Origin of the sequence: Acinetobacter rongchengensis, assembly GCF_003611475.1 — a bacterium.
GTDB lineage: Bacteria > Pseudomonadota > Gammaproteobacteria > Pseudomonadales > Moraxellaceae > Acinetobacter > Acinetobacter rongchengensis.
In genome coordinates this window covers 17,479-37,906 of record NZ_RAXT01000031.1, presented here as the reverse complement: position 1 = coordinate 37,906, position 20,428 = coordinate 17,479, and the positions used below count along the sequence as shown (strand labels likewise).

Below are 20,428 nucleotides of genomic sequence, written 5' to 3'. Positions count from 1 at the left end.
ATTAAAAATCTAAAGCTGTTATCAGTCTGATAATGAAAAAATCCACGATTAAAAATCTAAAGCTGTTATCAGTCTGATAATGTAAAAAACCACGCCAAGGGATCTAAAGCTGTTATCAGTCTGATAATGAAAAAATCCACGCCAAGGAATCTAAAGCTGTTATCAGTCTGATAATGAAAAACACATAAGATATGGACACATGTTAGGCATATAGATTGAAAAAGTTGAAATATATTAAAAATAAAGTGAAAAAGTATTTTAAATATTTTTCAAATATTGTATTGTTTGACTTTACTTGAAAGGTGATTGAAAAATGGAAAAGAACTCAGGAAAAACTTATATTTGTACAAGCATCCACTTTAAAGGTGGTGTGGGCAAAACAACATCTACGGTGAATTGTGCTGCTAAGCTTGGAAAATTAGGTTATACGGTTTTAGTAATCGACTTAGATAGCCAACGTAATGCAACAAAACATATTTCAAATGTTCCAGATATTAACGATATAGATGGCACTCTAAAAGATATTTTTGAAAACTATAAAACAATTAACATTCACGATGTTATACAAGGTCCAGATAAAACCAACTTTGAAAATGTGTCTTTGATTGCTTGTGCTAATAACATTCGTGATGTTGAAATCAATATTCAGCGTTCTAGTCCAGTTCCTAATGAAATTATTAGAAGTGTATTAAGAAAGATAAAAGGGGATTTCGACTTTATTTTGTTAGATTGTCCACCGCGAATGGAAACTCTAACTTTTAATGCTTTGTTAGCATCAAACAGTTTATTAATTCCATTACAGGGTGAATACAGTATTCAGGGTTTGGAAGATATACTTAACTCTATGGATGACTTAGAGACAAGCAATCCAGATTTAAAAATTCTATCGCCAGTACTAAACTTTTATAACAAGCGTAATACAGTGGATCTTACCTTGGCTGAAGATATTCGCAATGAATATGCTCAACCAAAATTGCAAGAAAAACTGGTAAATAAGGAATTAATCTGTATTCCAAATGCTACGGTTTTTAGTCAAGCATCATATGTTAAGTGTTCCGTATTTGATCTGGATGCTGGAAAAGAAACACCAGCAAAACAAGCAATTAATCAACTTGTAGATCTAATGGTTTCTGAATACAAAAAATTATAAGGTGCTGATATGAACTTTAAAGATAAAGTAAAAAGCATGAAAAAAACATCTGTTGCTAATGCAACAGGGAGTGATGCTCAAGTTACTGATGTAAAAGAAAATACAGCGACTCCAACCATAGAAGAGGGGAGTCTTAACCCACTAGCTAAGCGAGAAACAAAAAATATTGTTAGCGGATCTCATTTAGAATCAATCGACATTGATTTAATTGATCCATCACCTTATCAACCACGTATCATGAATAAACGTGTATATGAGAAGTTGCCAATTTTGGCTGCTGATATAGAAACTAATGGACAAATTAACCCGATTACAGTTCGACAGAAGGGTAATCGTTACGAGTTAATTGCTGGTGAGAGACGTTTTAGAGCAATTAAAGAGATTTTAAAGCTCAAGAGAATTACTGCTTTAGTTAAAACATCTATGAATGATGATAAAGCTGCTATAACAGCTTTATTGGATAATACTGCTAGACAAAATCTTTCAGATTTTGAAAGCATATTAAAAATCAAGCAATTATGTGAAGAGTTTGGTTATCCTTTTGAAAGTTATGAATTTGTTACTGAAAAATTTGCGATTGATAAGTCGAAGTATTTCCGTCTCAAATATATTCTAGACTTACCTGAGTTCATTTTGGACTCTTTGAACGAAGATCCTGAGCTAATTTCTGGATATATTGCTCAAGAAGTGAATACCGCAATAAATAAAGCTTTAGAAACTAAAACTGAAAAAGCAATTTTCGACTTGTTAAGACCAGAATGGGATAAATACGTTGAAGAATTTAAATCCACGGGCAAGCGTCATAAAGGATTTATAGCTATTTTGAGTGAAGAAGAAAAAGCAAATAAGGCGACTAAGCCTGAAAAAACTGAAGAAGCTACTACTGAAGAACAACCGAGTAAGATTAAATTCGATTTTAAGACAGATAAGGGCGTTAAATTTGGTTCTATGAGTTCTGAATGTGGTACCAAAGGTAAGAGTGTACTTAAGTTGCGAGTAGCCTTGGATGCAGATATTACAGAAGAGAAAGCTAGAAAAATTGAAGAGTTTTTTAAGAGCTTGAATGATTGAAGTTTCAAAACTTTGAATGAAAAAAACCGGCATTGCCGGTTTTTTTTATAATAGATCTGGATTAAAAGTCTGGTTAAGCCAATCCGAACTACTTGGATTGGTTACTGGTTTTGATTCAGATACGTTTTGACTTGGTTTAGCATTGTTAATTTCGGACGTTTCGGTATTTTGAGATGTTTCAACGGTAGGGGAGTGGTCCTGAATGTTTTTATGTTCAGTATGTTTAGCTTCCTTTATCTTAACTGCTTTTTGAACAGGAACCTCCTTGCTCTTGATAGAATTAGTTACGGGCTTTTTAGGTGATTGTTCAATTTGCTCCTTACTACTTTCTGGTATTTGTATGGATATATGATCAAGATACTTTTTTTCAAGATATTCAATATCGTACACATAGTAAGCAGTATTAAACTTGGTGTATGTTTCAACACAAGTACTTAAGCCAAACCTTAATAGGAAAGAATTGACAGAATATAGGCTTGCCATATCCTCATTAACTTCATACAACTTATAAAGGTATGAAAGCTCAATTAGAACCGCTATACCAGCATGTAAAACAGCAGTTATGTAATTTCTACGAAGCTTTCCTTGAGGATGTTTTTTAATTGAATTAAATAGTTTTTGATTTGCATTTTTATCTATTTTCATTCGTACAGGCTGTGCAAACGTCTCGTCTATTTCATTTTGCACTGGCGCATTTAGAAAAATCTTCTGCTTGTCAGTACAAAAGATAAATCCTAAATACAGCAGACTTAAACTAAAAGCGTTTAAGTCTAGACCTGGTAGATTTCTATTAACATTACTAATCACATCAAGATCTTCTCTTGTTAAGTGAATTAATTGATAGGATAGTTGTATGTAGTTTGAATCTGTCATTTGATTTCTGCGTACATTTTATACATGTATTTAGCTAACTTATATAAACCTTTAGCATTGGCGTACTCTGGTGATTCAGCGATTCTTACGTTCGGTAAGTCGTACTTTTCTTTAATCTCTTTTTCAAGAAAAGCTGCACCGCCTCCACAAAATAATACTAATGCTAAATCATCGCCTCCACCGATCTGTTTAGAGATAAAGTTATTTAATTCGATCATGAATTCGTTTTTAGCTTGCTGAATTAAACCTGTAATATCTTTGGCTTGAGATCCTATACCATAAGTTCCAGATTTTAGTGCGAAATCTAGCCAGTTAGCGTTAACTGTTTTATAGCCAGATTCAAGAATTAAGCTAGTGATTCGTTCATAGATGGTAAGAATACCAAGGTTACGTGATGTAGAACGATGGCCATCAAGCATGTTTCCTCCATCTAATGTGACTACAATATCAGTGGTTTTACCGCCAATATCGATTACAGCACATTCAGAACTTATTAAAAGATCACTATCTTCTGAACCGTTTCCGTGTACATCAATAATCTCATTAAAATAAGCTGTTTGAGCTTCACATTTAACAATATGTCTTTTAATGATATTAAGCGGTTTACCAGCTTTATGATCTTTTAAGTTGAAGCAAACATCACCATTGAGTAGAAAATTAGTTTTCATATCAATAAGTGGCATGTTTTTGGTTTTTTCAGGTGTGTAATAGCGACTAACAGGAAGTGAAGTAGCGATTGCAAACGCTCTACCATCATATGTTCCGATATGGTCAATATAGGCCTTAATTGCCTGGTGTATTAGTGCCTTGTTATATTCAGATGTCGGGTATTCGTCTGTTCTGGTATCCAGAGGAACACTACTATTGATCTTCTTACCAACTGTATAAAAGTTTTCATTTACTTTAACCACATAATAGTCAGTAGAATCCTCTTCGCCAGTGAGGACTTTTCCTGAATAAGCAATACTAGGAATAGTCAGTTTGATTTCATTTCCATCTTGATCTAGACCAGCATAAAGCTTTGTACCGCCATGTCCATCATCAATACCTAGAACAATATAACGTTCTTCAATCGCTGGTTTTTCATTTTGAGTATTTTTCATAAGTTTACCTTTCAATTTTTCAAGATTTACAACGAGTAACGTCTTCTACCGCGTCTAGTGTATTTATTGCCCCCAAAAACTAAGCGTCTAAGAGCAGAGGGGATATAGCTGTATTTGTATTTAAATACTTTTTCAATAACCAATGTTGCTACTATCAAGCCGATGAAAAGCATAAGTTTGAACAAGGAAAACTTAATAACAACAGCTAGAAAAGGTATAAACAAATATCCGTTTAAACCGCCCCATAGGATTAGATTTAATCTAAATTGCGACCAGTGTGCATATTGATCATCCATATTCGCCTCTTAATAAATCAGTTTGTAATAGTAGTCTTCATGCAAACGACCAGCTTTGAGTAGATCGTCAGCTTGTTTCCTGAAACTCTTACTGATGTTTGGATCTGAACCATCAGAATTAATCATTAACTCTCGAATAAACTTCTGTTGAGCATGAATATCATCAATTAAAAGCAATTCTTCTTTCAGTTGAGGTGATAAAATTAAGTGTTCCCTTACAGCAAATACCTTGCCGTTCACATCTTTAACAAGACGTTGAGCAATCAATGTATAAACTGAACCAATAATGTCAGCTGCAGCCTGAAGATGTTCTTCATGCTTAAAGCGCTTCAACATACGTGGAATAATTTTGTCTACGGTGGTTGCGTGAACCGTTGCAAAAACAGGGTGGCCAGTTAAAGAAAGTTCTAGAGCTGCAGAAATTGTTTCTTTATCTCGCAATTCACCGATTTCAACTGCAGCAGGACGTCTACGCATCGCCTCTCTATTTGCATCCGCAAAAGTCTCGAAGTTATTGGGGATTTCGCTTTGACTAACAATACTGTGTGTGCTTTCAATTGCGTCATACTCGTATTCGATAGGCTCGTTGTGAGTCAAAATATTTCCACGAATATGAGTATTATTTTCCAACACATAGCGAATATTTGAAGCTAGTGTTGTACTTTTACCAGAACCAGTGATTCCGCCAATGATGTAGCAACCATTGTGAGGTAGCGATCTTTTAATGAAATCTTCATCTAAACCCACTTTTGAAAAGTGAGGGGGAATGCCAGAAATTGTACGTAACGTTATCTGAAAAGAATCTCCAGATCCACGATACGAAGTTCGAGATACGTTCACACGAAAGTTATAACGAGTTTCCTTACCTGAAGCGTCTTTCTGCAGAATACGATATGCCTTATTAATAAACTTATTATTAATAAGGACTAAGTAGGCATTTTCATCAGCAATCGTTCTTAGGATGTGTAGAGCTTCATCACGATTGATAATACGGTGTGTTAACGAATATAACTCCAAGTCTTTCATCATTGTGATGGGGCGATCTGGACTAATGAAAATATCTGAAGCACCATGAGCTAATGCTTCATATAGAAGACTTTCAAATTCATCGCGACTTTTAAACCCTTGTTTCGGATCTTTGTATGTCGTTATGGCTGTTAATGTAGCCAAACCAAAACCACGGCTAGAATCGTAGTCTTTGCGAATGTCTTTGGTAGCTGTCAGAATCTTATTTTCAGATCCTTTAATCTTGTTAACATCAAATAATGCAGATTTTGCTTTTAATGTCGAAACCTTCATTTGCATTTAAAACTTCCAATTGAGTTAGCGAACTTAAGGTTCGCTAACAAGGTTAATTTTTGGAATTTGATAGCTAGGTGCAATTTGTTCAGGTTGGAGAATTGGTTTCCAAGTTTCAATATTTGAATTGAACTGCGGTAATTGTTGGATTTGAAGCAATTTCATATCAAGAGCAATAGTGTCTTGTGTAGAAGAAACAGCCAGTGATTGACTGCTAATTGCTGGCATTGATAACTTGCCCTCTAAAACAAACTTATGGAAAGTAACCATCCCCAAATAATCTCGTTTAAGACGATCTACTGCATCTTCAACAATATTTCGGCCCTCAACTAAACCCATTTCATAAGACTTAGCAGCAGTCTCTTTCCATATTTTTCGTTCTTGTTCGTTAGCTGGTAACATTTCTTTCGGAATGAAAGTCACGTAATCAACATTGCTATCAAGTGTAGGGAAAACAAGGTACTGACGCCAATCAGGTGCACGAGTACTGAAACGAGCTTGTTTCAAGATTTTATAAGTCTGCTTAGTCGTCTTGTACGACATGGCATTAGGTGTCTCAGTTACATCTTTTGATTCAATAATAACCGGGGGAACAACAACATCTTTGATCATGTAAGGTTTAAAGTTAAAGATTGTATCAAGGTTACGCTCTTGGCTTTTGATGACCTCACGAGCGTTGCTTAAATAAGTATTGATCCCTAACTTAATACCTTTTTGCTTAACTAATTCAAGCATGGCTTCATAACGAGCTTGCTGTTCAACATTACTAACATGAACTTCTAAAGAAGACTGGTTAGATGGGTTTAGTAGCTCTTGTAATGAAGCATTATTAGAGTAGTCCATAAAAACTCCAGATATGTATAAAAGGATTTAAAGGGTATTAGTTATAAGTCAATAAAATACTTTTATTTTGATGATCTAGAGTTATCGAAGCAGTATTTAAATATGCAGAAACATCGCGTAAAGCTTCTACACCAGTAAGACGCTTTTTATTAAAATTAACAATTGGAAGCTCATGAGTAGGACCAGCTTCTACAAAACGGTATCCGTATTGGCTAGAAATACTTTTAATTAAAGGTATTGGATCGCCTATGTAGTCGATATTTAAAAGGTCATGGTTGATGCTACCTTGTTTCTTCTGAACAGTTTGCATTTGAATTGCAGAAGAGTTCTTTAAGTTCTGTTGTGCAATTAAAGCCTCTTGAGATGCTTCAGATATAATAGATAAAGGGCTTGCTACGTTTAATTGCGTTACATCACGACTAGCACACCCAGACATCATTAAACCAATTGCAAGAACGCTTAAAAGCTTTTTATTGTGCTTCATTTTTACTCCGGATTAAGTGGGTATAAAGACAAAATGATTTTAGTCTAAAAACTATTAAAATGCACTTTATTAATTATAAAAAATCCCTTAAAAGGTATAAAGCCGACTTTTAGGCACTCGCTTAAACCTAATTTATAAGCTTTAACGCTTATCTAAGGGCGTTCTTCAGGCAGTCGTACCTGGCCTAAACAAGACAAATCTGTAAAAAATACTCTTTTTAAGTGCATTGTCTGTCCAAAACAATGCTTTTTTTTAGTAGTACCTATCTGAAATGGAAATACAACGTACTTTTTTCAATCAATTATAGAGAGTAAATGAGCTCTTATAGTTTGCTGGACGTCTTTTATATTCCTTTATAGTCTTATTCTTTCTTTTTATTATCTTTTCTATTCTTTTTTGTTCTTTTTTTAGAATATAATTTATACAGAAAATAACAAAGTACATTTATTCTTTTTTTAATTAAAATATTGTTAATACTGTAATTTATATTTTACAGTATAGAAGTATATTAATAAAGATGTTAATATGCTTTTTTTAATTAATATTAAAAATATTATTGGTGATAATGTAATTTATTTATAAGCCAGCTTCTTTAATATTAAATAAATTGATAAAAACTGTTTGAAGAAAAAATGCATCTTGGTATATACCATTCCTAATTTAAAAGTTTAAAGACATTAAAGCTGCTACTTTTAAAAACCTACCTTATGGTTTAGTGCTGTGCATCTTAAATATAAAGATTTGACACCTTAAACACCAATTAAACTGCAATAATGATAGGCTTAGAGTCGTATTTTTCCCTAAAAATTTAAGGCATCGCAACTGGCAAAAGACTATTGAAACTATGCATATCAAGCACTTCACTGTAAAAAAGGTCCACTGTGTTTTTATGATTTATCAACTTCATTTTTTTGATTTTTCCACTGTACTAACAAGAGAGGAGTCAAAAAAGACATTCGCATTTATTGGGCTTAAAAGTGAAAAACATTTTGCTTAAAGTGAAAAACGTTTTAACGAGTACTTTTAGAAAGGTGTTTAACGTTGTAGTATGTGCTCATGTTTTGCATGTGGATAAAGGGTGGTAGTGGTGAGCAGTTTTGAGAATCCTAATAGCTATCCAAAGACATTAAAAGAATACACAAGTCGTATAGAGGATTTTCCGTATTCTACTAAGACCAAATATGATATTGAGCTTAAGCAAAAAATTGATAAACATTTAGATAGTTCAGAGCTAGATTTAAAAATGTTGTATGAAAACATATATTCTGAATTTAAAACTAAATCTGAAAATGGTTATTACGCGGAATCTACATTTAGAACATATCGTGCATATTTAGTGTATGGAATCGGTCTAAAGCTTAATGAGCTAAATAATGGCTCTATTAATGATGAAGATATAGATGCTGGTTTTGATGAATATTTTTTAGAAGAATTATATTTAAGAATCATTAACACAAAATATACAGCTAATAAGGACAAACCTAAGCGTACTTCTGAGCTGAAAACAAAGTACTTTGAACGCACGTTTTACAACTACTTGATAAGAGAATTCGAGCATAAGAACGAGAGTAACACCAGGGTTAGTGAGTTTGATCGGATGATGGTTGCTTTTGTTGATGCCAATCTTGTTGTTGGATTGCGTCCTGTTGAGTGGTTTTCCGTTTCATTCTGTTGTGCAGTAAAAGGACCAAAACTGATCATGATTGTGGAAAATGGCAAGGCTACACATGGTCGGGCTAATGGACTTAAAAGGTATTTAATACTTGATGACCTTAAACATGAAGATCAAGAAAAGATATACCTTTATTGGAACTTGCTAAATAGGTATGTGAGAAAGGTATCTAGTTTAAATAAAAGTAGTGGCTATACCTTTGGATGGGATGAAAAACAGACTTTTATTAAAATACTGCAAGAGCGTTTACGTTTAAGTTATATCAATTACTTTAAGCTTAGAGGCAAGGTTTTAACTAATGAAGATCAACGACCTACTTTATACAGTACAAGGCATCAATGTATTGCAAATGCTAAGGTAAAGGGTATTGATAAGTTTGTGATAGCTGGTGCTTTTGGACATGCTGGTAAAGATACTGCTTCTAACTTTTATGGGCGAAAGTGGAGAGGCCATAGTGGTTTTAGTATAAAGCCTACTTTAGATTCTATTGAAAACGTTAATGGTAGCCATGAATTTGTTAAAACACTTTTAGCTAATAACCTAGATACCTTTTATTATTTTGATCTTAATATAGCAAATGAGTTTAATACCGACTATTATAAGGACGAATTAAAGTCGGGTTTAGTGATTGACTAAATGGATAACTCTAAAACTAATTTGACTACTTCAACATGGGGTTCTCCTTACGCTGAAGTATCAATAATAGGTAAAAGAAAATACGCAAGGCTTTTAAGAGTGTTGGTTAGTACGTTTGCCTCATTGTGCATTTTAACCGTTTTAACAACGCTTAGTTTTGTAGCTTTTAAACTCACCACAACAGATTTTGAATCTTTGGTTTTTGATGACGGCACACCAGTTAAGTGTGTGCTTAGCTCTAAATCAGATCGTCCAATTCCATCTGTTATATATCAGCCAGCGAAATAGGAGTGCTGTTGTGTCTAAAGACAAATCTAATGAAAACGCTGAAATAGGTTCTTGTGATCCTAGTCTTTGGCTCAGAAAACAGGTGGATGAAAAAGATAAGGAGATTGCAAAGTTAAGACGATGGCTTGTTTTCGTGTTTTTCGCTTTTATCGTGAGTGCTGTTCTTGCGATGATTATTTTTGCTGCCTTTAATGCATACCCAAAAGTCAAAGCTGTTCAAACAGTAGATAACTCGGTTATCTGTCCAATCGAAGCATCAAAAAACCCTCGCGTTACTGACGTTGTTATTTCTGAATTCGGTAAGAGTGCAATTCTTTCTGTCTACAACTTTGATTTCTTGAACTGGCGTGACGTTATTAACAATGCTGGTTCAATGTATTTCACTGAGGGCGGTAAAGATTCATTGATGAAGCAAATCGCTCAATCACAAACAGTTGGCACAATCGTACAAAACAACCTAACGATGCGAACTACTGCTACTGATGTTCCACAAATCGAAAACCGTGATTTACATGCTGCAGAACCTAGTTGGACTGTTCGTGTTCCTATCACTACTCAATTCTTCTTAGGTGACAAACAACCTAAAGAGACTCACCGCTTCATTGCGACAGTTACTATTGTTGAGCATCCACGTTCTTATCTGAACTACAACGGTATTGCTGTTAAGACAATTACGTTAACTCCAGCGCGTTAATTGGATGATACTTATGAAATTGAAAAAATTATCTTTGGCTCTTTTTGCTTCTACTGCATTAACTACAATAGTTAATGCTGCTGATATGCCTCCGAATACTTTTGCGGATGCTCAATCTCCTTTGGTTGCACCTGAGGTAGTTGATACAGCATCGGAAATTGACAGACAGGTTCACAATCTTGTTGGTTTGCAGTTCACACCTGAGCAAACAAAAATAGTTAAAGGACTTTTGTTGCAACAAAAACGAAGCCTTTCTAGTCCTTATGTAAATACGCCACAAGCGAAAACCCGTAGTTTGGGTATTTCATTAAACCCTGGTGAGGAACCGCCAGTAATTCGTTTAAGCGCTGGCATGCTATCTACTATTGTCTTTACCGATTCTTCAGGAAATCCATGGAACATTGAAAAGATTTCTTTGGACCGTGGACGTTTCTCAGATGGCTTAGGTGAGCAAAACGAAAAAGAGCCAGACGAAATCCCTGAAACTAACATCCTTTCAATCGAACCATTAGATCCAGCTGCTTTCGGAAACGTAACGGTCACATTAAAGGGATTGGGTGCTCCAGTAATTTTGATGTTAGCTACTGGCCAACGTGATTTAGATGTTCGTGTAGACGCACGTATACCTGGTCGAAGCCCAACAGCCAAAGCTATGTATTCAACAGGCAATCAAACATCGATTATTCCAGATGGTGTGAGTTTGCAATTTATGGATGGCTTAGCGCCTGAGGGTGCTGTTGAAATGCGAACCGATAGTCCTAATGTCCGTGCTTGGAAGTTTGGTGGCTATATATATGTGCGTAGTAACTTTGGTGTTATTCAACCAGCCTTTTTGAGTTCTTTCCGCGCTAACAACGGTATGAAGATCTTCCGTTATGAAGATTCTGAAGATCTGAAGTACATCACATTTTCAACGACTGGCGGTACACCTAAAACTGTTTACCTCGAAGACGCATTTTAAGTCATTAAGTGAGAATTAAAAATGGATTCAACGAACCAACAAAATAACCCGAATGACATTGAAGAGAATTCTAGTCGTAGCACTGAAGTAGGTACTACCGATGAAACTATTATTTCTGCAAACCAAGTTCATTCAGAAGAAGACCAACCTAAAAAACTGAAAAATACAAGTATTAAAACTGCTAACAAAAAACGTGTTTTTGCAGATACGCGCTTTCGCGTTGTTGCAATTATTGGTTTGGTAGTAGTTGGTGGATTAGGCTTTTTTATGTTTAACCCAATGGGGAAAAGTGACCAACTAGCTTTAGATAATCAGGTTGCTATTGCTACACCAGAAATCCAAGGACAGGGTACAAATGTTATCCCTCCTGAATATGTAGAATATGAACGTCAAAAACAAGCTGAAGAAGCTGCTCGAGCTGGCAAAAATGGTGAAAGCTATTTGCCCGAATTTAAAACAGTTGCAACACAAGATCCAAACGGCGATCTGAACGATCAGAATTTTATTACAGGTCCAAATGGGCAACCTGTAAACGGTTCTGCAACAGGTGGTACACCAAATATTACGCTTGAACTTGACCAGATGGCCAGAGCTAATATGGCAAATCAAGGTGGTGCATTACCTCAACCAACTAGCGGTGGTCTACCACAACAACCACAAACACAAAACGGTGCTAATCAAAACGCACCGATTTATCAAACTAACTACGCGCAACAATATGAACATGCTTCATCTGCTGCTAATGATGTTGCTAGTGTATATAGCCAACAAGCAGCTGCTTATGCAGAACGTAATGCTGCAACGCGTGAATTAAGTCAAACTGCTTTTGTTGATCAACTTGCTGCGTTTTCTAATACAAAGAACAAGGTCAACGGATATTCAACATATAAATATTCACACAACACTAAAGCATCGGAAGGGCAACAAAACCTTGGAAGCTTGAACGTTGCGAATACGACTAGCGAATCTACTAAAGGACTAGCAATCATTAAAGCTGGTACAACAATGAAAGCGCGTTTAGATACAGGTGTGAATACTGATAAAGGTAAAAACCTATTTGCTACTGTTATTGGCGGTAAATTTAACGGCGCAAAACTTATTGGTACTGTTGGTCTGAATACTGCGGATATTGAATTTAACTTTACCCGTATGTTGTTTAAGGGCGAAGAGTATGCAATCCAAGTACGAGCTTTAACTCTTGGAACAAAACAATCGGGCATGGCTGATAAAGTCCAAAAACACACTTTGCAAAAGCTTGGCGGTATGGTTACTGCTGGAATCTTTGAGGGTTACGGACAAGCCTATCAAAACATTGGTACAACCCAAATCACAAATACTGGCAATGTTGTAAGCACGAAGGAAGAGCCAAACGATAAAGAAATTGCCGGGAACATCATTGGTAACGTTGGTACGGAAATGGCGAACATGGCACGTACATCAACAGTTCGACCAACTACGTATATCGTTAACAGCGGAAAAGTATTTGAAGTCTTTTTTGATGCTGACGTAACAACACCGAAAAGTAAGGGGTAAGCGAAATGTCTGATAATCAAATGACTGCTGAACAGGCAAAGAAAAATCTAAAAGATGCTGAAGGCAAACCCCAAAAAGGCGAAGGTAGTGCGAAGGGTGGTATTCCTCCAAAACTTCTTATTGTTATTGGTGTTATTGCCTTAATTATGATTGGTACTTTCTTTTGGATACAAATGAGTAAACCAAAAGACGTCAGCACGGCAGTTGCTCCAGAACAAACACCAGAATCCATTGATACTGTTGGTCAAGGCATTCAACAAACACAAGCAACATACAACCAAAATCAACAACCTTTAAAGGACAATAGTATTGCTGATGATACGGCGTTCATTGTTGATGAAAATATTGTGTTTAAAGATCCTACCACTGGTCAATACATGATTATGTACAAATCCATGTCGTATCCGATTGATTCTGATCTAGGAATAGAGGCAGTTAACTTCTATCAAAGTCAGGGTACGAATGCACTTATTTTATTACAACGTTTGAAAGAAAAAGAGCAAGCGCATGGGCAAGTACAAAACGGCGAACAAACTGCAGTTGCTCAATCAGAAACCATAATCAAAAATGAACAACTGAAAGCTGAAAATGACGATCTTAAAAACCTTGTTGAATTGCAAGAACAGGCAATTAAGGAATTAAAGACTAGTTTAATCAAAATAGCTAAAGACCAGACTAAGCAAAAGGCTTTAAGTACATCGGGATCTAAAACCTTATCAATTCCAAAAGGTGCAAAACGCTTGGATGCTTTTGCGGTTGTAGGCGATCGCGCTTGGATGACAGATTCTCAAAACCATACATATACAGTCTATGTAGGTCAGAAGATGCCAGACAATCGCACGGTCTATGCTGTTGACGAAAACGAACAAGCCATTTGGGTGAAATAAGGAAAATAGCGTGGATGCATTAGATATAGTTAAAGCGATATTAAACATATACGGTCCACTACTAAGCTTTATACGCATTTGCTTTGTTGTAACGGGGTTGGTGATTACTGGCACGGCGCTTTTTGACTTAGTGCAAGCATCATCACCTCAACAAAAGTTCTTTGGTCATGGAATGAAAGAGCCTACCACTGGTGGGGCATTGTTGAAGGTTCTTATCGGTGGTGCTTTTGCATCACTTGGATATGACGGATATATCATTGGTGCACTAGGTTCTTCATTGTTTGGTGGTAATGGCATAGAACTTGTAACGGTACAAAGTTACTTGCCTAATGCTGGTGCTAATGATTTAGGTGCATATATCGTTACGGCGGTTGTAGGTTTTACGCAACTGGTAGGGATTATAGCGGTAGCTCGTGGCTTATATGGTTTTGTAGAGAAAATTGATGCTCAAGGCAATGCGACATACCGCAAAGCATGGGTTTTAATTATAACAGGTGTATTATGCGTATACGTTCAGGACGTACACAATGCCTTTGTTAATACCTTTGGAACACAAATAGGAGGTACCTTTTTTACAATATTTTAAACAATCTTCTTAAAATAGGGTGAGAGTTTCTTAAAAACCTTGTATAAGATATTGAAGATATTTAACGAGAAGTTTAAAATTAAGCAACTTAAAGCAATAGGGTTTTAAGAATGTTTAATTACAGTGCGGAGATTAGCTCCCGTATATTAAATAAAAGGAAAGTGACAATGGTATCATTAGTAAAACACTCAGTTCGCACTGTAAAAGCGACTGCATTCCGCGCAAAAGTAATGTTTTTAGCTTTTGTTTCTGCATTAATGGGTCAAGTTGCATATGCAAACACTGGCACATGGAACCCGGGTGGTTCAGCTTACGGAAAACACGCTGCTGGTTCTGATGCGAATGAAATCTTAGGCCGTGGTGAAACATTAGGTCAAAACGTTTATAAATTCTTAATCGTAGTGTTCATGGTGCTTGGTTTAGGCTTAGTTGGTACTGGTTTGTATATGATGTATACATCAGAAGAAGATCAACAAAAGAAAAAGAAAACTGCTTGGATCTGTATTATTGTAGGTGGTGCGTTATCAATCGTAGGCTTCATCATGTTCTCTGCTGCGAACACTATTACTGGTAAAGCGTAATATAATAATAAATAAGTTTAAAAGCGTGGCTTAGGCTGCGCTTTTTTTATTTTAAAAATAGTATATACATGTTTTAATTAGACCTTACTTAATAGTATTAAGGGGTTTAAGTGAAACATATAAACCGTAAGTTTGGTATTTTAAGACCTATTAACGGCGTAAACGACAAGCAAGAGATACGTCAAGATAAAACTATCCATGATGGTTTTAAAACCAATGAGACAATAAAGCAAATAATGTCTTCACAACCAGCTAAATGCTACTTTTGTGATTTCTATGACGAATACTTTTTAGAGCCACATCACTTAGACGGCGATCATAGCAATCATACGGCTGAGAACATTGTAGCGGTCTGTACGCTATGCCATGCACAAAACCACATCTTTGCACTATCACTGGAAAAGAAAGCTGAAATATGCGTATTGAGTACGAACATACCTCAAGAGATCTTTAATCAATATCAACGTTCATTACTGGTGTTATCGCATAAGTCTGACAACCAAGATCCTGAGCTTGCTAAGTTCGCACGGCGACATCGCCAAAGCTTGCTTGTAGAGCCGTTAAAGCGCCATCAACGCCCTAATCCTACAAAGATGTCTGAAGCAGAATACGCACGTAATATGTTTGAGGATATACAGGCGTTTAATGCGATTAAGACACGAGCCCAAAGCATTGATACCCAACTGTACTTCACGGACATTAAGTTCAACACAATGGCTGAATATGAAGAAGCCAAGCAAGAAGATATGTTGGTAGCGAACGTTGATTACGTAGACCAGCTCCGCAAGTACAAAGAGTGGTATTTGAATGCCATCAAAGAGAACAAAAACTTTTCTTTGTATCAACTCGCAAAAGCTTTGGAAAAGGTATCAGACGAAGCATACGAGAGCTTTAATCTGCCAAACCACTACATAGTATTTTCCCCGAATATCTTTACTGACGAGCAGTATGAGTACTACCAAACACTAGATGTATTTAAGGGTTTGGGTGATAAGTGAGCTCACAAAAATGACAGAATGCTTAGCAGATACCGAATACATAGATATGAGCTTAGAAGAGGTTATATCGGGCATAGTGTTACAGCCATTTAAGCCTGACATAGTGAATGATATAGCGGTATTGGATAGCGTATTTGAGACGGACATATTGAATGATGATGAATACTCATTTATTGGTCCATACATCTACAAACATTGGGAACTTGGGATAGATGCACTACCAAAGGAAACGCACGATCAGCTATCGATATTTCGCTTATGCGTTATAGGTACTGAGGCTTTCAACTTCCTGAACGATTTGTATATACCAACGACACGGGACACTGGCCATACATCTAACACGCTATTGCTACTCCATGTTGTACATATAGCGATAGGGAATCAGACAACAACTGGTGAAGACACAACGGGGCATTTTCAAGATCCACTGATTAAAGCGCTACTGTTGATGAATATCCCCGTTAACAGCGATTGTTTGCTGTTGGATGACACTTTGGTACACCTAAACAAAATAACGGCGCTGAGTGGCTTAGACGTTGAAATACAGGTTAAGCAAAGTGTGAGTGTGAAGCATAAGAAATTACTGAGCACCAACTTTGGATTTGACAATCCATTATCAATTATAAGCGTTTTGGAACAAAAGAAACTGTCTGAAGAACTGACACGCTACTTTCCGATGATACACCTACCAACGTCCGTAGAAGATGCGACAAACCAGATAGATACGGGCAACTTAAAAATGAGTTCGCTGCAAACTTATTGTATATACCAAAACTTAAAGCTATCGGTGTCTAAAGTTTTCCACGAACAGGGCTTATACCAGAACAAAGAGATCTACATAGAGCTTGATAAGGTTCACTTCCAACTTAAAAATACAGGTTCCTTAAACTTCAAGGTGGGTACTTTAGGGGAAAGCCAAGAGGTTTTAGAAACGGTGTTTTGGCAACTGCTTAATAAGGGTTTAGTGTTTGACCTAAATAGTTTTAAGAAGTATGTCGAATTAAAAGAGGACGAAACCGTTAAAACTGATGTATTTACTAATTCAAAAAATGATAATATCCATTTTAACAGTACCTACTATGAACTTTTATTAAGGTTGGTTTTAGATATAAGCTTAAAACCCTCTGTTAAAAGTCTTGAAGACGCAATTCAAAATAAGGATTTCGACAGTGCGATTAACGTTTTAAGAGAATTACCGTTTTTTAGTGCTTAATGCTTAAAGGCATGTCTAATCAAAGATAGACGTAGAAAGGTGAATTAATAAAGGTGTTTAAATGAGTAAGAAGAAAGCTGAGAAGTCTGGTTATAATAAGACTGGTTACTCCAAGATTGAAATTATATTGATGTTATTCCTACAAAGCATGAAAGCTGACGTAGAGGATTATTGCGATTTAGAAACAGTATCGGACGAACATACGTTTGTCACAAAAACTGGTACAATGATTACGATCATCGAATACAAGGGGATTAAGAGTTTAATTAGTGGTGATGCATTCAGCCGTCAAATTGGTTTGATGACGAGCAACATGCGTAACTACTTCAAAGACCGTGGACATACGATTCATCTAGCGTTCAAAGTAGACCATGAGACGCCATACGCGATTCATGACTTGAATGCCATGCAAAAGGCGACCACGGCGCGTTGTGCGATGAATCTAGACATCATCATTGATGAAATGACAGAAACCATTTCAGGCGGTGTATTTAACGAAAGCTGTTATATCGCTTTAATCTCTGAGCCAACCTTACTATCGCCAATCGATAAGGCTCAAGACTCAAAAAACCGTAAAAAGCTACTGTCGCAAATTACAATGCCAAGTACGGTCAATGCTCAAGACATGCTTAAATCATCGGACAGCTTATACGTACACCATGAGTCTTTTGTCTCACAATTCTTAAACTCACTCTCAACTGAAGAATTTCCAGCAATCTATGAAGTATTGAATGTTGTTGAAGCTGGTCTAGCGATTAAAAAACAAATTGCCTCACATTCAACTTCAGATGACTTCACCTTGTCTGTGCCGATGCTGAATACACGCTTACCGATGCGTTGGAAAGAAATACCATCAGAACATGATGCGTCACACGTTTTGTATCAACCGATCTCAGAACAACTCATGACGAATGCGATCTTACCTGGTACAAGTCAAGGTTCATTCTATCCAGTGGGAAGTGTTATCACTGACGGCGTTGTATATGCTCCATTGATGGTAGATATATATCCAGCGAAGACGAATACGTTTGAAACGCTATTCCGCTTATTACACCAGGCCAAAACGCACGACACTAGCGGTAACATCCGTTCTATCCCATATGCGGTGAGTTACTGTATTACTGGTGATGGTATGGCTGGAACCATGATGAAACGCACGTTATCAAGCGTTATTCACTTTATGACGGCACAAAACAAAGCCATTCGTAATGCTGGTAACATTTTGATGGCCACTAAAAATGACCTAGATCAAGTAGACACTGTTGCTGGTCTGCAAATGACCATGATGACATGGGCACCAAATACCGAAGATGGTGTAAACATTCTTGTAGGACGGCGCCAAAAGCTTTGGAAGAGTTTTGAAGCGTGGGGCGGTGCAAAAGTCATGGAACAGGCTGGCGATCCTATTTTGACTTGGGCATCACATATACCGGGCTTGATGGTACGTAATCACGCACCTATTTCACCGGCACCGCTGTTTGATGTGTTCTACATGTTACCGCTGACACGTATTAACTCACCATTCCATAAAGGGCATCAGCTCAACAAAACCTTAGACGGTAAACTGATTATTCTTGATTCGTTCTCAAATGAAGTGACTGTATGGACGACTATTAACATTGGTAAACCGGGTACGGGTAAATCGGTCACAATGAACAAAGGCATGCTTGAGGACATCATGATGCCTGGTAACGAACGTATCCCGTTGACCTATATTGTCGATGTGGGTGAGTCAAGCCGTGGGTTAGTAGAAACAGTGCAAGATTCATTGCCTGAAGAGCTACGTCACTATGCCATCTATAAGCGTATTAAAAACTCAAAAGAAGAAGCGATTAATCCGCTTGAATTCAGTATGGGCTTACGCTACCCGTTGAACTACGAAATGCGTCAAATGACAGCGTTTTTAAGTTCATTGGTAACACCGCCTGAATTGAAAGGGCAACCAGCCAAAAACACTTCTGACGTTATTGGTGCGGTCCTACGCCGTACATTCTATTTTGCTGATGATACGAATGCTGATCATAAAGCACGTAAGTACATGCGCTTTGCAGATCCAGAACTAGATCGCATCATGGAAAAACACGGACTGATTGAGCCACATTCTGAACAAGGTAAGGATATTTCTTATTACGCTCTACGTGATCTTTTCCATTCAATGAATGAGATCCGTGGACGCACGTTGGCTCACCGTTACGCAATGCCGACTATTGGCGATATGATTGAAACACTTTCTGATTCATCAATTTTAGATGTTTGGAGTGATGTTCATATTGATAATGAACGAGCACTGGACTTTTTGGCGCATCAGATTATGGCTGCACAAAATACCTATCCAGCATTCTTCTATCACACTAACTTTGACATCGGTAACGCTCGTGTAGCTTCTATCGACTTAAACGAAGTTGCGACATCATCAGATCCTAAAACTACATCTCTATTCTTCCAGATTGTACGGATGTTCATTAAGCGTAAGTTCGCCGTGAGCCGTGACGATATTCCAAAATTCCCACAAGCTTATCGTGAATATGCAACCCAACTGATTAATGAGCTTCTTGAAGACCGCAAAATTATGTCTTATGACGAATTGCACGTTGCGAAAGGCGATCCAATCCTATTAGAAGAATTGGCTGAAGACGCACGTACATTGCGTAAATGGGGTGCTCGTCTTAACTTGGCATCACACAAAGTAGAAGACTTTAAAGACTTGGTTGGCTTTGCTACGGCGTATGTGATTGTCGATCCTGGTACACGCGAATCTCGTGAAGCTATTCGTGACAGTATCGGTCTAACTCAACTAGAAATGGATGCGCTTGGTTCAGGTAACGTAGGTTTCTCAGATCAAGGCTTAACGTACTTCAGTAAAATTAAACTCGAAAAAATGGAATGTTCGGGCTTATATACCGTTTCACTTGGTCCAATCCTTTTATGGTCACTCAGTACACATCCCGATGAACGTGCGCTCCGTAACTACACGTATGACCTTATCGGTGAACGTGGTAAGGCGTTGAAGGTCCTTGCACAATTTTACCCAAAAGGTGCGAAGAACCAGATTAAGACACGGCGTACCATGATTGAGAAAAATGCCAAAAATAAAGGCACGGACTTTGACGAAAACAAAGCAACTGCTTCAGTGATTTCTACCATGGCACAAGAGATGGTTGTTGAATATCAACGCTATGAACTTGAGCAAAACATGAAGAAAAAATTACTGAACCAACGTAAGTCTGAAGCTGTTTCTTCTTAACTCCAATCAGCTATAT

At 37.0% G+C, this 20,428-nt stretch carries 18 protein-coding genes; 13 read left to right on the top strand and 5 right to left on the bottom strand.

Going from position 1 to position 20,428, the window contains the following annotated elements:
* Positions 1–313 precede the first annotated feature (313 nt).
* Positions 314–1,150 carry a ParA family protein gene (locus D7V20_RS12975; protein ID WP_005028640.1) on the top strand — a complete coding sequence of 279 codons (837 nt, stop codon included), beginning with the start codon at positions 314–316 and terminating at the stop codon, positions 1,148–1,150.
* Positions 1,151–1,159: 9 nt separating this feature from the next.
* Entirely contained in the window at positions 1,160–2,221 is a 1,062-nt protein-coding gene (locus tag D7V20_RS12970; RefSeq protein ID WP_024160785.1) for a ParB/RepB/Spo0J family partition protein, read from the top strand.
* Positions 2,222–2,266: 45 nt separating this feature from the next.
* Here the strand turns inward: D7V20_RS12970 and D7V20_RS12965 are convergent, their stop codons facing one another.
* From D7V20_RS12965 to D7V20_RS12940, 5 genes are all read right to left on the bottom strand, one after another.
* Positions 2,267–3,094 carry a hypothetical protein gene (locus D7V20_RS12965; RefSeq protein WP_024160786.1) on the bottom strand — a complete coding sequence of 276 codons (828 nt, stop codon included), beginning with the start codon at positions 3,092–3,094 and terminating at the stop codon, positions 2,267–2,269.
* On the bottom strand, positions 3,091–4,197 hold the full coding sequence (locus tag D7V20_RS12960) for a ParM/StbA family protein (RefSeq protein WP_024160787.1): 1,107 nt from the start codon (positions 4,195–4,197) through the stop codon (positions 3,091–3,093). Before D7V20_RS12960 ends, D7V20_RS12965 begins: the two co-directional genes overlap by 4 nt.
* Before the next feature lie 305 nt (positions 4,198–4,502).
* Positions 4,503–5,798 (bottom strand): ATPase, T2SS/T4P/T4SS family, encoded by a 1,296-nt coding sequence (locus tag D7V20_RS12950; RefSeq protein WP_024160788.1) that lies wholly within the window; start codon positions 5,796–5,798, stop codon positions 4,503–4,505.
* Between the two features lie 27 nt (positions 5,799–5,825).
* Positions 5,826–6,635, bottom strand: a complete 810-nt coding sequence (locus tag D7V20_RS12945) for a type IV secretory system conjugative DNA transfer family protein (protein WP_024160789.1) — start codon at positions 6,633–6,635, stop codon at positions 5,826–5,828.
* A gap of 37 nt (positions 6,636–6,672) precedes the next feature.
* A complete protein-coding gene (locus D7V20_RS12940) occupies positions 6,673–7,119 on the bottom strand; it encodes a DotD/TraH family lipoprotein (protein WP_044103272.1) in 447 nt (148 codons plus the stop codon).
* Positions 7,120–8,206: 1,087 nt separating this feature from the next.
* On the opposite strand from D7V20_RS12940, the gene D7V20_RS12935 reads away from it, so the two are divergent.
* From D7V20_RS12935 to D7V20_RS12885, 11 genes are all read left to right on the top strand, one after another.
* On the top strand, positions 8,207–9,427 hold the full coding sequence (locus D7V20_RS12935) for a hypothetical protein (protein ID WP_228254383.1): 1,221 nt from the start codon (positions 8,207–8,209) through the stop codon (positions 9,425–9,427).
* On the top strand, positions 9,428–9,715 hold the full coding sequence (locus tag D7V20_RS19855) for a hypothetical protein (protein WP_024160792.1): 288 nt from the start codon (positions 9,428–9,430) through the stop codon (positions 9,713–9,715).
* A gap of 133 nt (positions 9,716–9,848) precedes the next feature.
* Positions 9,849–10,409 carry a DotI/IcmL family type IV secretion protein gene (locus D7V20_RS12925; protein ID WP_228134816.1) on the top strand — a complete coding sequence of 187 codons (561 nt, stop codon included), beginning with the start codon at positions 9,849–9,851 and terminating at the stop codon, positions 10,407–10,409.
* A 13-nt stretch (positions 10,410–10,422) separates the two neighbouring features.
* Entirely contained in the window at positions 10,423–11,370 is a 948-nt protein-coding gene (locus tag D7V20_RS12920; RefSeq protein WP_005005900.1) for a DotH/IcmK family type IV secretion protein, read from the top strand.
* A gap of 21 nt (positions 11,371–11,391) precedes the next feature.
* Positions 11,392–12,903 carry a DotG/IcmE/VirB10 family protein gene (locus tag D7V20_RS12915; RefSeq protein WP_024160950.1) on the top strand — a complete coding sequence of 504 codons (1,512 nt, stop codon included), beginning with the start codon at positions 11,392–11,394 and terminating at the stop codon, positions 12,901–12,903.
* A gap of 5 nt (positions 12,904–12,908) precedes the next feature.
* On the top strand, positions 12,909–13,790 hold the full coding sequence (locus tag D7V20_RS12910) for a hypothetical protein (RefSeq protein WP_024160794.1): 882 nt from the start codon (positions 12,909–12,911) through the stop codon (positions 13,788–13,790).
* 10 nt (positions 13,791–13,800) lie between these two features.
* Positions 13,801–14,376, top strand: coding sequence for a hypothetical protein (locus D7V20_RS12905; protein ID WP_005028617.1), 576 nt, complete (start codon positions 13,801–13,803; stop codon positions 14,374–14,376).
* 167 nt (positions 14,377–14,543) lie between these two features.
* Complete coding sequence (locus D7V20_RS12900) at positions 14,544–14,957, top strand: hypothetical protein (RefSeq protein ID WP_005005912.1); 414 nt, start codon at positions 14,544–14,546, stop codon at positions 14,955–14,957.
* Between the two features lie 110 nt (positions 14,958–15,067).
* Positions 15,068–15,955: an HNH endonuclease signature motif containing protein gene (locus D7V20_RS12895; protein WP_005005914.1), complete on the top strand. Its 888-nt coding sequence runs from the start codon at positions 15,068–15,070 to the stop codon at positions 15,953–15,955.
* 10 nt (positions 15,956–15,965) lie between these two features.
* Positions 15,966–17,168, top strand: coding sequence for a hypothetical protein (locus D7V20_RS12890; RefSeq protein WP_032055038.1), 1,203 nt, complete (start codon positions 15,966–15,968; stop codon positions 17,166–17,168).
* A 61-nt stretch (positions 17,169–17,229) separates the two neighbouring features.
* The gene (locus D7V20_RS12885; RefSeq protein WP_120384621.1) at positions 17,230–20,412 is read left to right on the top strand and encodes a hypothetical protein; all 3,183 of its coding nucleotides are present in this window, start codon (positions 17,230–17,232) and stop codon (positions 20,410–20,412) included.
* The last annotated feature ends 16 nt before the right edge of the window (positions 20,413–20,428 follow it).

What these genes read in the sequence shown, in the direction of transcription:
- D7V20_RS12885 (WP_120384621.1), top strand. Translation starts at nt 17,230, where the DNA reads ATGAGTAAGAAGAAAGCTGAGAAGTCTGGTTATAATAAGACTGGTTAC.
- D7V20_RS12975 (WP_005028640.1), top strand. Translation starts at nt 314, where the DNA reads ATGGAAAAGAACTCAGGAAAAACTTATATTTGTACAAGCATCCACTTT.
- D7V20_RS12940 (WP_044103272.1), bottom strand. Translation starts at nt 7,119, where the DNA reads ATGAAGCACAATAAAAAGCTTTTAAGCGTTCTTGCAATTGGTTTAATG.
- D7V20_RS12965 (WP_024160786.1), bottom strand. Translation starts at nt 3,094, where the DNA reads ATGACAGATTCAAACTACATACAACTATCCTATCAATTAATTCACTTA.
- D7V20_RS12890 (WP_032055038.1), top strand. Translation starts at nt 15,966, where the DNA reads ATGACAGAATGCTTAGCAGATACCGAATACATAGATATGAGCTTAGAA.
- D7V20_RS19855 (WP_024160792.1), top strand. Translation starts at nt 9,428, where the DNA reads ATGGATAACTCTAAAACTAATTTGACTACTTCAACATGGGGTTCTCCT.
- D7V20_RS12915 (WP_024160950.1), top strand. Translation starts at nt 11,392, where the DNA reads ATGGATTCAACGAACCAACAAAATAACCCGAATGACATTGAAGAGAAT.
- D7V20_RS12945 (WP_024160789.1), bottom strand. Translation starts at nt 6,635, where the DNA reads ATGGACTACTCTAATAATGCTTCATTACAAGAGCTACTAAACCCATCT.
- D7V20_RS12910 (WP_024160794.1), top strand. Translation starts at nt 12,909, where the DNA reads ATGTCTGATAATCAAATGACTGCTGAACAGGCAAAGAAAAATCTAAAA.
- D7V20_RS12970 (WP_024160785.1), top strand. Translation starts at nt 1,160, where the DNA reads ATGAACTTTAAAGATAAAGTAAAAAGCATGAAAAAAACATCTGTTGCT.
- D7V20_RS12950 (WP_024160788.1), bottom strand. Translation starts at nt 5,798, where the DNA reads ATGCAAATGAAGGTTTCGACATTAAAAGCAAAATCTGCATTATTTGAT.
- D7V20_RS12960 (WP_024160787.1), bottom strand. Translation starts at nt 4,197, where the DNA reads ATGAAAAATACTCAAAATGAAAAACCAGCGATTGAAGAACGTTATATT.
- D7V20_RS12900 (WP_005005912.1), top strand. Translation starts at nt 14,544, where the DNA reads ATGGTATCATTAGTAAAACACTCAGTTCGCACTGTAAAAGCGACTGCA.
- D7V20_RS12920 (WP_005005900.1), top strand. Translation starts at nt 10,423, where the DNA reads ATGAAATTGAAAAAATTATCTTTGGCTCTTTTTGCTTCTACTGCATTA.